The sequence below is a fragment of the Streptococcus sp. IsoGale022 genome, assembly GCF_031142805.1.
In the GTDB taxonomy this organism is placed as follows: domain Bacteria; phylum Bacillota; class Bacilli; order Lactobacillales; family Streptococcaceae; genus Streptococcus; species Streptococcus sanguinis_A.
Genome location: NZ_JAKZJI010000014.1, coordinates 1 through 14202, shown reverse-complemented (window position 1 = coordinate 14202; position 14202 = coordinate 1). Strand labels below are relative to the sequence as shown.

The following is a 14202-nucleotide window of genomic DNA, read 5'->3' as shown; positions in this document are numbered from 1 at the left end:
AAGCGCCACCTCCTAAAGGAGACCGAAACACTAGTGTCTCAGCCTCGTTTGTTTATTTTTTTAATAATTCTCTGGCTTGAGTCAAAGCAGCCTCCGTCACATCTTCGCCAGCCAGCATCTTAGCGACTTCCTGAACACGCTCGTCAGCCGTCAGCAATCGAACCGTTGAGACGGTCGAATTCTCATCCGAGATCTTCTCAATAAAGAACTGATAATCTGCAATCGCAATGACCTGAGGTAGATGGGAAATAGCCAAGACTTGCCCGTTAGAGCCAATCTTGTGAATCTTCTGAGCAATAGCCTGGGCCACTCGGCCAGAAACACCCGTATCCACTTCGTCAAAGACAATGCTGGTCTTGCCTTCCTTACGAGAAAAAGCAGACTTGATAGCCAACATGAGACGGGAGAGTTCCCCGCCAGACGCAACCTTCACCAAAGGTTTAAAATCCTCGCCCGGATTTGCTGAGATGTAAAACTCTACTTGTTCATTGCCTTCACGGTTGAACTTGCCCTTACTGAACTGCACTTTAAAGCGCGCCTTTTCCATGTAGAGGTCTTGCAGCTCTTGCTTGATTTCCGCTTCCAGCTGGGCTGCTAGGCCGTGACGAGCCTGACTCAGCTCCTGGGCCAGCTCAACCAGCTCTCTCTCCAATACTTTCAGCTCTCGGTCCATATCCTCTGAGGACAAGTTACTTCCAGTTAAAAGGCTGTATTCTTTGGAAATCTGAGCAAAGTAATCCAGCACATCATCTACTTGGCCGCCGTATTTACGCGTGATGCTGTTAATCAAATCCAAACGACTCTCCACCTGCAACAGCCGATCTCCGTCAAAATCCAGTCCATCTAAAATGTCCTCTAGGCGCTTGCTGATATCTTCCAAGACATAATAAGTCTCTGACAAACTGCCTGAAAGCTCCTTGTAGGTTGGATCGTAATCCTCGATAGACTCAAGGTCATTCATAGCTGAGCGGACATTGGTTAGACTGGAAAAATCTTCATTATCCAGCATGGTATAGGCGTTGGTCAGCGTATCGGCAATGAACTTGTGGTTGAGCAAACGATCTCGCTCCTGATGCAGGGCAGTATCTTCACCACTTTTGAGAGCTGCGCTCTCAATCTCCGCCATCTGAAACTCCAGCATCTCAATCCTGGCCTTATGCTCCTGCTGATTTTTCTGCAAAGTCAGGACTTGCTTGCGCAGGCTTCGATAGCGGTCAAAGGTTTCCTGATAGCGGCCTTTGAGATACAAAAAGTCTGCTGAGCCAAACTCATCTAGCATGGCGATATGAAGCTGGGGTCTCATCAGCTCTTCCTGATCATGCTGACCATGGATATCAACCAAGTGCTGGCCGACAGCCTTTAGAACAGACAAATTAACCATCTGACCATTGATACGGCTGACACTTCGGCCGTTTTGCAGAATTTCCCGACGGATAATCAGCTCATCGGTCATCTCCCAGCCCTGCTCCTCAAAAATCTCTCGCAAAGCTCTGCTATTTTCCAGCGAAAAAAGTCCCTCTATCTCAGCTTTGGGTGCCCCATGACGAATAACATCCGTCGTAGCACGGCTGCCCAGCATCATGTTCATCGCATCAATAATAATAGACTTGCCGGCTCCGGTTTCCCCGGTCAAAACCGTCATACCTTGCTCAAAATTAAGGGATATCTCCTCAATAATGGCAAAATTTTTAATCGAAATTTCTAATAACATAGGCTTTCCTACCAATGGTGAATGATGGTTGCAATCCTTGCGGCTGCTTCCTCTGTCATCATAACCATCAAAATACTGTCGTTGTCTGCCAAGATACTGAAAATATCCTCAGCAAATTCATTCCTAAGATGACGCTTGACCAGTGCTGTGCTCCCCGGTACCAGACTGAGATTAATCATATTTCCCAAAATCTGACAGGACAGGATGTTATTTTCAGCCAAGCCCAGACTGCTAGTCATGGTCTTAGGCAGCTCGTAGATATAAGTGTTGTCCTTGAGCGGTATCTTGACAATCCCCAGCTCCTTGATATCCCTAGAGACCGTGGCCTGGGTCGCTGTAATCCCAGATTCCCTGAGATGTTCTACAATTTCCTCCTGTGTGCCAATGTCATAGTCACTGACAAAGCGTCTAATCTTTTCTAATCTATCCTTCTTATTCATCCTTAAATTCCTTGTGTGCTGCCTCTACGACAGCTGTCATCAGTTCTGAATCAAGAGCCTGCGGTTCTGTACTCTTTTCTAAATAGGCCAGAAATTCTACATTGCCCTGACCGCCCTGAATAGGCGAAAAATCCAGTCCCCTAACAGAAAAACCAGCCTCCATCATAAATGCTGTGACCTTTTCCAGAACTGCTAAATGGACCTTTTTATCCTTGACAATCCCTTTTTTCCCAATCTGCTCGCGGCCCGCTTCAAATTGGGGCTTGATTAAAGCGACCACTTGGCCATCCCGAGTCAAAATCTCATGCAGAGCTGGCAAAATCAAGCTCAGCGATATAAAGCTGACATCAATACTGGCAAAGCTCGGCTCCTGCTCAAAGTCAGTCCTTTGGGCATAGCGAAAATTAAACTGCTCCATGCTGACAACCCGCTCATCCTGTCTGAGCTTCCAGGCCAGCTGATTGGTCCCCACATCCACTGCATAGACCAGCTTAGCTCCGTGCTGCAGCATGACATCTGTAAAACCGCCGGTCGAAGCTCCGATATCCAAGGTCACTCGGTCAGTGACCGAAATATCAAAGACTTGCAAAGCCTTTTCTAGCTTGAGCCCGCCTCGGCTGACATATCTGAGTTTCTCACCTTTTAAGCGCAGCTCTGTGGCTGTGTCAATCTTTTCACCAGGCTTGTCAAAGCGCTGGCCATTGACCGCAGCAATAACCAGCCCAGCCATTACACCACGCTTAGCCTGCTCTCTGGTCTCAAAGAGCCCTTGTCTGTAGGCCAGCACATCTACTCTTTCCTTAGCCATTCAATCTCAAACTTTCTATTATCTTTTGAATTTCTCCGCCTGAAAACTCTGTCTTCTCTTCCAAGTCTGTCAGAATGTCCACAGCTTCATCAAGGGTCTGATTGAAAAAGCTCTTAGCTCCATCTAGACCCAGAAAGGCTGGATAAGTCGACTTGGCCGCAACTAAATCTTTCTGCGGCGTTTTACCCAGCTCTTCAAAGCTGGCTGTCACATCCAAAATATCATCCCGCACTTGAAAGGCCAAGCCCAAGAGCTCTCCAATCCTACGAAGCTTGTCTTGAACAGACTGCTCGACCTCAGCAATCAAACCAGCTGCGACAAAGGGATACGCCAGAAGTTTTCCAGTCTTATTGACATGGATGGTTTTTAAATCTTCTAAACTAATTGCTTGTCCTTCGCCTTGCATGTCCAGAACCTGTCCTGCAACCATACCAAAACTCCCTGCTGCTAGAGACAGCTCAGCAATCAAGTCCACCTTGACCTGACTAGGCAGCTCGGTTCTTGCCAATAATCCATAGGGGTCTAAAAAGAGAGAATCACCCGCCAAAATAGCCATATCCTCTCCAAACTTCTTATGGCTAGTCAAGTGGCCTCGACGATAGTCATCATCATCCATAGCCGGCAAATCATCATGGATAAGGCTGCCAGTGTGAATCATCTCAAGAGCCGCCGCGACCTGATAGTGGGCCTCAGCCAGCTCTAGGCCAAAAGCTTGAATCAACTCCAATAGCAATAAGGGACGAATCCGCTTGCCGCCTGCCTGCACCGAGTACAAAATAACTTCAGACAAATCTGACGAAACTTGCTGAGATTTATAAAAATCTTCAATCGTCAGACCGATTTTTTCCAGTTTCTCGTTTCTTGTCATTCCATTTCCGTTTCTGTGCCGTCTGCCTGCATGACCTTAACTAAGGTCTTTTCAGCCTTGTCCAGACTAGCCTGGAGTTCCTTTGAAAGCTTCATCCCCTTTTGAAATTCCGCAATCGCCTCTTCTAGCGCTACGTCACCATTTTCCAGCTTTTGGACAATGACTTCCAAGTCTGCTAAATTTTCTTCAAATTTCTTTTCTTTGGACATGTTTTACCTCTACTTCCAGCTGCCCATCCCGCATAAGCAGGGTCAGCTCATCTTTTTCTTCAATGCCTGCACTTGACTCGACAACCTTTTGATTCTTTTGGACAATAGCATAGCCACGCGCCACGATTCGACTGGTATCCAGCATAAGCAAGGCCTCGGACAATCTCCTGACTTGAGCTACCTTATTATCATAAATGACTGCCATGTTGCTGCGCAGCAAACGCTCCAGCTGGGCAGTCTGCTCTTGAAAACGCTGAATGCGACTGAGCGGATTCAATGTTTCCAAACGATGCTGCAAGATTTTGACCCGCTGTTGCTCTTCACTATAATATTCGCGAATTTTTTGCTTGAGTCGCAGGTTGAGCTGGTCTAACTTCTGCAGATGGCCATCGTAAAGCCGCTCTGGCTGTCGGAAGATAACCGACTGGGTCAGTTTATTCAGTCGCTCTCGATAATAGCTCAGGCGATTGGAAATCGCTCGTGACATGCGGTTTTCCTGCTGCTGCAAATACCCCAGCAGATCCAGCTTGGTGACCGGTGTTGCTAGCTCAGCCGCAGCCGTTGGAGTCGCAGCTCTGCGATCTGCTACAAAGTCCGCCAAAGTCGTATCTGTCTCATGGCCGACACTAGAAATAACAGGAATCCGAGACTCAAAAATAGCCCGAACTGTTTCCTCTTCGTTGAAAGCCCAGAGATCTTCGATAGAACCACCACCTCGACCAATAATCAGTACATCCAAATCCGACCGCTCATTGGCCAGTCTGATGTGGTCAGCAACCTGAGCTGCAGCCCCATCTCCCTGCACTTTTGTCGGATAAAGGACAATCTCCACTCCCGGAAAGCGACGGCTGACCGTCGTGATAATATCCTGAATAACCGCTCCGCTGGGACTGGTTACGACGCCGATTTTCTTAGGAAATTGAGGTAAGGCCTGCTTGAATTTATCTTGAAAAAGCCCCTCTTCTCCCAGTTTTTTCTTGAGCTGTTCAAACTGGATAGCCAAGGCACCGATACCATCCGGCTCCGCTTTTTCAATGATGATAGAATAGGAACCGCTCGGCTCATAGAGCTGCACCCGGCCAATGACATTGATTTTCATACCTTCTTCTAGCTCAAAGCCTAGCTTCTGGTAGACACCAGACCAAATCGTAACCTGAATGACGGCCTTCTCATCCTTTAATGAAAAATACTGGTGATTGGGGCGCCGGCGGAAATTGGACACCTGGCCAGTCAGATAGACCCGCTCCAAATAAGGATCCCGCTCAAACTTCATCTTCAGATACTTGGTCAAGGTCGAAACCGACAAATACTCTGGCATGTCCTTTTCCTTTCTTTTCTAGTTTTTCCGTAACTTTTATTATAACAAAAAACTGCATAAAAAACCGATTACAAAGTCTAAAAATACCCTGAAAAGCAAGAAAAAAACTGGGCTTCCACAAAAGAAACCCAGCTGACTTAAAACCCAAGAAAAAGTCTACTGACTCATCTCCTTCATCCACTTTGGAATGACCCTGCTGATTGCCGTTGGCAGGACGACATAAACTTCATGACTCAGCTCATCTGCGATAAGGGAGTGAAGAAGAGTTGCAGCCGCCACTCGCTCAAAGAGACTGCTTGACTTGAACTGACCCGCAAAAGCGGCAATCATACCAGCCAGCGTATCCCCCATTCCGCCAGTTGCCTGATAAGGTCCGCCTACTGTCAGCTCAAAGACCTGCTCTTGCCCGCTTTGATAGATGGTCGTCCCATGCTTTTTCTGCACGACAATACTGTCCAGAGGCAGTTGATTGACCGCCGCCTGATTGGCTGCAGCTGTCTGATCTGATAAGCTCAAACCCGATAAACCTTCCCACTCCTTTTGGTGAGGGGTAAAAACTGTTTGGGCTTTTGGAAATGGCAAAGCTGCTTTGCTAAAGAGAGAAATGGCGCCGCCATCCATGATAAGTATCTGCTGTTCTGCCACAGTCTGGACTACCATTTGTAGGATATCTAGACCTAGTTGATTCTCCGCCAAGCCAGGACCAATCAAGACTAGATCTGATTTGGCCAGTTGCTCTGTCAATCGGTCTTGCTCCTCTAAGTCAAAGGCCATGGCCTCCGGTAAATGACTGTGCAGAGGGGCGATATTTTCTCTATCTGTAGCAACAGTCACCAGACCAGCTCCGCTATTGACTGCTGCTAAAGCTGCCATGATGATGGCACCCCCATAAGGATAGGTCCCTCCAATCAGTAAAAGACGACCGTAATCGCCCTTGTGACTATCCAAGGGACGTTCCCGAATGACTCTTTTTAAAATATTTTCAGCATTTTTTACCATGATATTCTCCTAGACCAACTTCATCCTGCACTTGTCTCAACATGACAAAACCTATCTTCATTATACACCAAAAGGCACCTAAACAGGTGCCTCGTATCGCAGGAAAGTTATTTTTCTCGGAAATCTGCAAATTTTTGTAAGATTCTTGCTGCGACTGCCTTGGGTAAATTTTCTTGAAAGGCGACCTGCTCATCCGCATAATCGCTCAAGCCTAGGAAATCCCCAACCTGCACAGCGTAGAGAGAATTCTTAAAGAGCTGAATATCATTTTGATCATTACCAAAAGCCACATAATCCGAACCGCATAGTTCCTTTACAGTTGAAGCTTTATTAGTTTCAGCCGGATTGATATAAAAACATTTCTCATGTTCATGATAGTCTAGACTCAGATTGGACAAGTTTGCAAAACGAGCCTGTAAATCGTCTAAGAGTTGCTCATGATTCCCCATGTAAATAACAAGCTTAATAGGATGCTGGAGTTCAGTCAGTTCCAACCGTCTTGCCCGCTTGAGAGGATCTACACTGGCAATAAAAGGGATTTTTTCTAAAATCTGGCCGCTGTAGTCAAAAGTATTATCAACGAAAAAAGGCAAATTATAGGTCAAACAAGTGTCTAGAATGGCTTGATAACTTGACTGATGCAGCTGACGCTCAAACATCAGCTGTCCATTCTGATAAGCTACTCCGCCATTCAGGCCAATCACTATCCGCTGGCTCAATTCTGGACCCAATAGTCCCAGACAATCTCGATAGGAACGCGCTGAAGCAAACAAAACTTCATGCCCAAACTGAGGAGCCGTTAGCAGAACCTGCTTAATCTCCTCATCAATCGTCATATAATCAAAGGACAAGGTCCCATCCAAATCAAAAACAAATTTCATGATTCAAGACTCCATTTAAAGGCTTGGTAGGTCTGCTCCATCAGCATGGTAATGGTCATGGGCCCAACACCTCCAGGTACAGGGGTAATCAGACTGGCAAGTTCAGACACTTCATCAAATTTAACGTCGCCAATCAGCTTGCCATTCTCATCTCGGTTCATACCGACATCAATGACAACAGCTCCTTCCTTGACAAAGTCCTTGGTCACAAAATGTCCACGACCGATAGCCACCACCAAAATATCTGCCCGCTTAGCAGTCTTAGCTAGATTGTGGGTCCGCGAATGCGTCAGAGTCACTGTTGCATTCTTAGCTAAAAGGAGCTGAGCCATGGGCTTACCGACAATATTACTCCGCCCGATGACGACCGCTCGCTTGCCTTCCAGTTCAACGCCATATTCATGGAACATTGCCATAATGCCTGCAGGAGTAGCCGGAATCATAACAGGATGGCCGCTCCATAGCTTGCCCATATTAAGCGGATGAAAGCCATCAACATCCTTGTCTGGATCAATGGCCAGCAGCACAGCTTCATCATCAATATGGTCAGGTAAGGGCAGTTGGACTAAAATGCCATGCCAATCAGGATTTTGATTATAAGTTTCAATCAAGCTCAAGAGTTCTTCTTGGCTGGTCTCTTCTGGCAGACGTTCTATCTTACTCCGAAAGCCAGCGGCCAAGGCCGAGCGCTCTTTATTACGCACGTAGATTTGACTGGCTGGATTATTTCCCACCACAATCACTACCAAGCCCGGAACCTGACCTGTCTTTTCTTTGAGGCGAGCCGTTTTTTCGGCTAATTTTTTCTGAAGCTTCTCTGCCAAACCTCTACCATCAATAATCTGCGCCATGTCATTCTCATTTCTTTTTCATTATCTTTTTCATTATACCAAAAAAATCTGTGCCCAGCCTATAACTTTTTCTTATACAAGGTTATAAGACGAGGTTTCATTGGCACCTAGTGGTAAAATTTTCAGACCTGCTAAATCTTTTTCAAAATAAGATAAAAAGGGTAAAAATAAAAAGCAGCTAAGTGCTTTTTAGTAGAGTAATTCATAAATTTCCATTGCAATCAAATCGATGCTGTCGAAAGTATAGGTCTCACGCGCTGCAACGTCACGCAAGGTGAAGACAGAGCCGTTTTCTTCGTCGTAACTGTAAGCTACTTCTGCTACAACCACTCCTTCACGCTCAAAATTACGTTTCAAATTTCCGCCATCCTTAGCCATAGCTTCTAAGCGGTTAATAATTCTAACTAAATGTGATTCCATTTTGTTTCTCCTATTTACTTAGTTCCCTCTTATTTTACCATAAATAGCGACTGAAATACCACTAAAAGCCCATTTTTTGTAATTTTTCAAGAATTTGTTTTCATTCTGCTCGGTCTAAGGGAGGATTTTGTAGTAAATTCTTGCAAAGTTCGAGAATACTGATATAATGAAACTATAAAACTTTGACTATTTTTGACCTTTAATTTTTTCTATAAATAGCTTGCACACTAAAAGAAAAGAGGTATCTGCATGCTTTGTCAAAATTGTAAAATCAATGAATCTACGATTCACCTTTATACCAACGTAAATGGCCATAAACAGCAGGTGGATTTGTGCCAAAACTGCTACCAAATCATGAAAACAGACCCCGAACATTCCTTGTTCGGTGGAATTGCTAATGCAAACAATCACGGAACAGATCCTATCGATGACTTCTTTAACAGCCTCAGCAATTTTCAACAGCCTCAGGAACCAACTACTCCTCCTACTCAATCTGGCGGAGCCTATGGAGGCGGTGGCGGCTACGGTTCCAATCCCAGCAAGGGTGGTCAGCCTCAGCCAAGTCCGCAAAAGCCAAAAGGTCTGCTGGAAGAGTTTGGTATCAATGTGACTGAGTTGGCTCGCCGAGGCGAGATTGATCCTGTTATTGGCCGTGATGAAGAAATCGTCCGTGTCATTGAAATCCTCAACCGCCGCACCAAAAACAATCCCGTTCTCATAGGAGAGCCAGGAGTCGGGAAAACAGCCGTGGTGGAAGGTCTGGCCCAGAAAATTATTGATGGTGATGTCCCTCATAAACTCCAAGGCAAAGAAGTTATCCGCCTAGACGTTGTCAGCTTAGTACAGGGAACTGGTATCCGTGGCCAATTTGAGGAGAGAATGCAGAAGCTCATTGATGAGATTCGTTCTCGTCAGGATGTCATTCTCTTTATTGATGAAATACATGAAATTGTCGGAGCAGGCTCTGCTGGCGATGGAAATATGGACGCTGGGAACATCCTCAAACCAGCTCTGGCTCGCGGTGAGCTCCAGATGGTCGGAGCAACCACCCTCAATGAATACCGTATCATTGAGAAGGATGCAGCACTGGAGCGCCGGATGCAGCCAGTTAAGGTAGACGAGCCGACTGTTGAAGAAACCATTACCATCCTCAAAGGGATTCAGAAAAAATACGAAGACTACCATCACGTCAAGTACACAGATGCGGCTATTGAAGCGGCTGCCCTTCTCTCCAACCGCTACATCCAAGATCGCTTCCTGCCAGACAAGGCTATTGACCTCTTGGATGAGGCTGGTTCCAAGATGAATCTGACCCTCAACTTCGTTGATCCCAAGGTCATTGACCAACGTCTGATTGAGGCCGAAAATCTCAAGGCTCAGGCAACCCGTGACGAAGATTTCGAGAAAGCGGCTTACTTCCGCGACCAGATTGCCAAGTACAAGGAACTCCAGCAGACAAGTGTGCTAGACAAGGATACTCCAATTATCAGCGAGAAAACGATTGAACACATCGTAGAGCAAAAGACCAATATCCCAGTTGGTGACCTCAAAGAAAAAGAACAGTCTCAACTAGTTAATCTCTCTAGTGACTTAAAGGCTCATGTCATCGGTCAAGACGATGCTGTGGATAAGATTGCCAAGGCCATCCGTCGGAACCGGGTCGGACTAGGAAGTCCTAATCGCCCAATCGGCAGCTTCCTCTTTGTCGGACCTACTGGTGTCGGTAAGACTGAGCTGTCTAAGCAACTAGCCATTGAGCTCTTTGGCTCGGCTGACAGCATGATTCGCTTTGATATGAGTGAATATATGGAAAAACACAGCGTGGCCAAGCTGGTCGGTGCCCCTCCGGGCTATGTCGGCTATGATGAAGCTGGCCAATTGACTGAGCGCGTCCGTCGTAATCCATACTCCTTCATTCTGCTGGATGAGGTGGAAAAAGCCCATCCCGATGTTATGCACATGTTCCTGCAGGTTCTGGATGATGGCCGCCTGACCGATGGCCAAGGCAGGACTGTCAGCTTCAAGGACACCATTATCATCATGACATCCAATGCCGGAACTGGCAAAGCTGAAGCCAGCGTTGGCTTTGGAGCAGCGCGTGAAGGCCGCACCAATTCCGTCTTGGGTGAATTGGGCAACTTCTTCAGTCCTGAGTTTATGAACCGCTTTGACGGCATTATCGAATTCCAGGCGCTCAGCAAGGACAACCTGCTTCAAATCGTCAACCTTATGCTGGACGATGTCAATCAACGCTTGGCAACCAACGATATTCATCTGGATGTTACGGAGAAGGTCAAGGAAAAATTGGTTGATCTGGGCTACGATCCGAAAATGGGGGCTCGCCCACTGCGCCGTACCATTCAGGACCATATCGAAGACGCTATCACTGACTTCTATCTGGAAAATCCAAGCGAAAAAGAGCTCAAAGCTATCATGACCAGCAATGGCAAGATTCTCATCAAGTCAGCCAAGAAAACTGAAAACGCAGAGTCCGTTAATTCATCACAAGAAGAAAAATAAATGTTGACAAAAGAGAGTGGGACAGAAATCGGGAATTCGTTAGAATTCGATTTCGTCGTCCCACTCAACCACTGCGTCTTGCTCGAAAATCCAAAGACAATTGAGAGGCTAGGACTTTTGTCCCAGCCTCTTTCTTTATTGTTCTTTCTGAACCTTGTAGCGCAGAATTGTTTTCAGCTTACTAGGGTCTGTCCTATTCAGATTATTGAGATAGATTTCCCTATGAGTGTGTGACATCCGTGTCAGCTGGTGATTCTGGCAAAAGGCATCCATTTTAGCGAAGGATTGAGGTTCTTCGTCAAAAGGACCCAGATGCAGTATGGAGACACACGCTCCTTCAGTCATTTCTTCAAAACGAATCTCGTCATAGAGAGGATTAGGCTTTTTGACACGGACTTGTTCCAGAGCCTTTTTCACCATCTCTCCAGTGATAAAGTCCGGCTGCCCAATCATAATAGTATAGATCAATTCTTCTTTAATCAGTTCTCCTGCTTGCTTTTGCTGCCAAAGTCCTTCCAAGGGATAGACTGTAAAATCAGTAAATTCTTGCTCGGTCGCTGTCTTTTTGTAGTTCATCTTGATAGCATAGGCTAAGCTGTACAGAGCACCAACTCGTTCCGAAAAGTCAGCAGCATTAGGATTGCCCTTGCCGTCAATCATGATAAAAGACTGGGCAGGAACATCTATGAGACAGGGTTCAGACTTGATTTGATATATTTCTCGATTGGCTTTTCTCCATTCATATTTCATGAGAGAGCCCTCCTTTCTTTACTACAAAAAGTATAGCAAAGAAAAGCTGACAACCTCTGTCAGCTTTTATAAATATCGGTAATAGCTTTTAACTTTTCTTTGAATTCTTCCCGTAACCGAGGCGGCTCCAAGATTTCAACTCCATCCAAAAAGGATAGCAAGTAGGTATAAAGACTATCGTGACTCAGCAAATACGTTTGGACATAAAGGCTCCCATCAGTCTCCTCTATCTCTGCTTCTGAAAACTCCTCGTACACTCGAAAGGCATGCTTCCGGTCAAATTTCAAGAGGACTTTTACAGTATCTCCTAGCCGCTCTTCAGGACTAAATTTCTCATCCAAGACTCTCTGTTTAAATCTTTCCTCTAACATCTGACAGTCTCTCATTCTGCTAAGTTTAAAAAAGCGGGGAGCTTGTCTTAAACGACAAAAGCCAGCAACATACCAATCTTGACTTTTAAATACTAACTTCAACGCCTCTATCTTTCGCTGCTCTCTTTCTCCCCGCCCATTCAAATAAGAAAATGACAAGACTCTTCTTTGCAATATTGCTTGCTTAATGGTATCAAACAGTTCTTTCTGATCTGCTTTCTTGCGCCAATCAGTGAAATCCACCTCTAGCCAGGATGTTGCCTGAACTTGAAACAAAGACTGCAACTTAGACAGGGTCTCTACTTGCTCGCCATCTGTTAAAATCTGCAAGCCTTGAAGAGCAGCTAATAGCTCATCCCTCTCAGACTCTGAAAATAAGGCCTTGTCTAAGACAAAATCCTTCATCAGAAAAATACCCCCGCCCTTGCCTGGGCTGCAATAGACGGGTATTCCTGCCAAACTCAGCTTGTCTACATCTCGATAGATGGTCCGAATAGATACTTCAAATAGTGAGGCCAATTCGGGAGCTGTTGTACGGCCTTGCTCTAAAAGAAGATATAAGATTCTAAAAAGTCTGCTTTCTGTCATAAAACTACCTCGCTCCTATTATAACAATTTCTTCTAAAAATTTTTTACCATTCCTATAAAGAAGAGTTTTTTAAACGGTCAGGAGAAGGAATTTATTATTTGAAGGGTATTCCTTTCAAAGACTATCATTCTTTTTCTGTCCAATAAACCGAGTAAATTCTTGACAGGTGGGCCTTAGTCCATTATGATAGATAGTAAACTGACTAGAGATTGAGGATATTAGAATGACAAATCCAACCTTTGGTGAAAAGGAAGCAAATGTAGAATATGTGACCCGCTACGGAGTCTATGCCGTTATCCCAGACGAAAAGAAAGAAAAGATTATTTTGGTTCAGGCGCCTAACGGGGCTTGGTTTCTGCCCGGTGGAGAGATTGAAGAGGGGGAAAACCATCAGACTGCCCTTGAACGCGAGCTGATGGAAGAACTTGGCTTCACAGCCCAGCTTGGACGCTATCTTGGACAAGCTGATGAATATTTTTACTCCCGCCATCGCGACACCTACTTTTACAACCCAGCCTACCTCTATGAGGTCACCTCTTTCCAAGAAGTCCAAAAACCGCTGGAAGATTTCAATCAGCTTGCCTGGTTCCCAGTCGAAGAAGCTATTGGAACACTCAAACGCGGCAGCCATAAATGGGGTATCCAAGCCTGGAAAAATACGCTTAAAGCTTAAAGAAATCATTCACAATTTATAGCAAACATGTTATAATAATAGCAGGTATAAAGCAGGAGGAAATCGTATGAAGCTTATTAATACAACAAACAGTCATGCTGACCTTGTCAAAAGCCAATTGGAAGCACCGATGCGATATTAGTCGAAGTTTATTCTGCTGGAAACAGCGATGTTGTTTTTACACAAGCTCCTCTTCACTATGAAATTTTGATTTCAAACATGCACCGTGCTGTACGCGAACAGGAAATCGAAAAAATCAGAGAATTTTTCTTGAAGAGAAAAATTGATGCAAATACTATTGATAAAGCTGCTATCCGCACGATTTACGCTAATAATCTAATCGAAATTTCCATTCCTGTTAAACAGTAAAAACTAAGGCCATCGCCTTAGTTTTTTTATTGGGCTCTATAATTTCTGTAGTGGGTAAAAGCACTATAGGAATGATGGAGTCTATTTTGTTGTAGAAAAAAAGTCCCATAAGACCTATAATGAAAAGCGACAAAACCATCATTAGAAAGACTCTTATGGAACAGTTCAATTTTATCACAAACTTACTAGGAATTAAAGACAAGAACATCATAATCTTGGATGTTCTAGATGCTGGAACGCATAAAGAAATCATGGCTAAGCTAGATTATCCAGCACCTGAATGCCCTCACTGTAAAGGACAAATGGCTAAATATGACTTCCAGAAAGAATCGAAAATTCCCTATCTAGAGTGTGTGGGATACAAAACGCTGATTCAGTTAAAGAAACGACGTTTCCGCTGTAAAGTCTGTAGGAAAGTGGCTGTG

16 protein-coding genes and 1 pseudogene are annotated in these 14202 nt (G+C 45.1%); 4 read left to right on the top strand and 13 right to left on the bottom strand.

Annotated features, from left to right (window positions below; all coding sequences use genetic code 11):
- Positions 1 to 52 precede the first annotated feature (52 nt).
- The 11 genes from recN to RG608_RS07955 all read right to left on the bottom strand — a co-directional run bounded on the left by recN (position 53) and on the right by RG608_RS07955 (position 8505).
- The gene (gene recN, locus RG608_RS08005) at positions 53 to 1711 is read right to left on the bottom strand and encodes a DNA repair protein RecN (RefSeq protein WP_268687915.1); all 1659 of its coding nucleotides are present in this window, start codon (positions 1709 to 1711) and stop codon (positions 53 to 55) included.
- Between the two features lie 8 nt (positions 1712 to 1719).
- Positions 1720 to 2151 carry an arginine repressor gene (locus RG608_RS08000; RefSeq protein ID WP_268687914.1) on the bottom strand — a complete coding sequence of 144 codons (432 nt, stop codon included), beginning with the start codon at positions 2149 to 2151 and terminating at the stop codon, positions 1720 to 1722.
- Complete coding sequence (locus tag RG608_RS07995; RefSeq protein ID WP_268687913.1) at positions 2144 to 2959, bottom strand: TlyA family RNA methyltransferase; 816 nt, start codon at positions 2957 to 2959, stop codon at positions 2144 to 2146. Before RG608_RS07995 ends, RG608_RS08000 begins: the two co-directional genes overlap by 8 nt.
- Positions 2952 to 3827, bottom strand: a complete 876-nt coding sequence (locus RG608_RS07990; RefSeq protein WP_268687912.1) for a polyprenyl synthetase family protein — start codon at positions 3825 to 3827, stop codon at positions 2952 to 2954. The genes RG608_RS07995 and RG608_RS07990 overlap by 8 nt, the downstream gene beginning before the upstream one ends.
- Positions 3824 to 4036: an exodeoxyribonuclease VII small subunit gene (locus RG608_RS07985; RefSeq protein WP_002896137.1), complete on the bottom strand. Its 213-nt coding sequence runs from the start codon at positions 4034 to 4036 to the stop codon at positions 3824 to 3826. The genes RG608_RS07990 and RG608_RS07985 overlap by 4 nt, the downstream gene beginning before the upstream one ends.
- Positions 4014 to 5354 (bottom strand): exodeoxyribonuclease VII large subunit, encoded by a 1341-nt coding sequence (gene xseA / locus RG608_RS07980; RefSeq protein WP_268687911.1) that lies wholly within the window; start codon positions 5352 to 5354, stop codon positions 4014 to 4016. The genes RG608_RS07985 and xseA overlap by 23 nt, the downstream gene beginning before the upstream one ends.
- Entirely contained in the window at positions 5299 to 5535 is a 237-nt protein-coding gene (locus RG608_RS07975; RefSeq protein ID WP_002919435.1) for a hypothetical protein, read from the bottom strand. Before RG608_RS07975 ends, xseA begins: the two co-directional genes overlap by 56 nt.
- Entirely contained in the window at positions 5511 to 6353 is an 843-nt protein-coding gene (locus tag RG608_RS07970) for an NAD(P)H-hydrate dehydratase (RefSeq protein ID WP_268687910.1), read from the bottom strand. The genes RG608_RS07975 and RG608_RS07970 overlap by 25 nt, the downstream gene beginning before the upstream one ends.
- Positions 6354 to 6460: 107 nt before the next feature.
- Positions 6461 to 7234: an HAD hydrolase family protein gene (locus RG608_RS07965; protein WP_268687909.1), complete on the bottom strand. Its 774-nt coding sequence runs from the start codon at positions 7232 to 7234 to the stop codon at positions 6461 to 6463.
- The gene (locus RG608_RS07960; RefSeq protein ID WP_268687908.1) at positions 7231 to 8085 is read right to left on the bottom strand and encodes a bifunctional methylenetetrahydrofolate dehydrogenase/methenyltetrahydrofolate cyclohydrolase; all 855 of its coding nucleotides are present in this window, start codon (positions 8083 to 8085) and stop codon (positions 7231 to 7233) included. The genes RG608_RS07965 and RG608_RS07960 overlap by 4 nt, the downstream gene beginning before the upstream one ends.
- A gap of 189 nt (positions 8086 to 8274) precedes the next feature.
- Complete coding sequence (locus RG608_RS07955) at positions 8275 to 8505, bottom strand: DUF1797 family protein (protein ID WP_002896146.1); 231 nt, start codon at positions 8503 to 8505, stop codon at positions 8275 to 8277.
- 249 nt (positions 8506 to 8754) lie between these two features.
- Here RG608_RS07955 and RG608_RS07950 point away from each other — a divergent pair, with 249 nt between their 5' ends.
- The gene (locus tag RG608_RS07950; protein ID WP_268687907.1) at positions 8755 to 11025 is read left to right on the top strand and encodes an ATP-dependent Clp protease ATP-binding subunit; all 2271 of its coding nucleotides are present in this window, start codon (positions 8755 to 8757) and stop codon (positions 11023 to 11025) included.
- A 135-nt stretch (positions 11026 to 11160) separates the two neighbouring features.
- Here the strand turns inward: RG608_RS07950 and RG608_RS07945 are convergent, their stop codons facing one another.
- Together RG608_RS07945 and RG608_RS07940 are read right to left on the bottom strand one after the other, a co-directional pair.
- On the bottom strand, positions 11161 to 11775 hold the full coding sequence (locus RG608_RS07945) for a GyrI-like domain-containing protein (RefSeq protein ID WP_268687906.1): 615 nt from the start codon (positions 11773 to 11775) through the stop codon (positions 11161 to 11163).
- Positions 11776 to 11834: 59 nt separating this feature from the next.
- Positions 11835 to 12734 (bottom strand): YafY family protein, encoded by a 900-nt coding sequence (locus tag RG608_RS07940; protein WP_268687905.1) that lies wholly within the window; start codon positions 12732 to 12734, stop codon positions 11835 to 11837.
- 224 nt (positions 12735 to 12958) lie between these two features.
- On the opposite strand from RG608_RS07940, the gene RG608_RS07935 reads away from it, so the two are divergent.
- The 3 genes and pseudogenes from RG608_RS07935 to RG608_RS07925 all read left to right on the top strand — a co-directional run.
- Positions 12959 to 13408, top strand: a complete 450-nt coding sequence (locus RG608_RS07935; RefSeq protein WP_268687904.1) for an NUDIX hydrolase — start codon at positions 12959 to 12961, stop codon at positions 13406 to 13408.
- Positions 13409 to 13475: 67 nt separating this feature from the next.
- Positions 13476 to 13777 (top strand): annotated as a pseudogene (locus tag RG608_RS07930) (DUF1827 family protein).
- A gap of 155 nt (positions 13778 to 13932) precedes the next feature.
- Positions 13933 to 14202: transposase family protein (locus RG608_RS07925; protein WP_308946819.1), on the top strand; the 270-nt coding region annotated here is incomplete at its 3' end.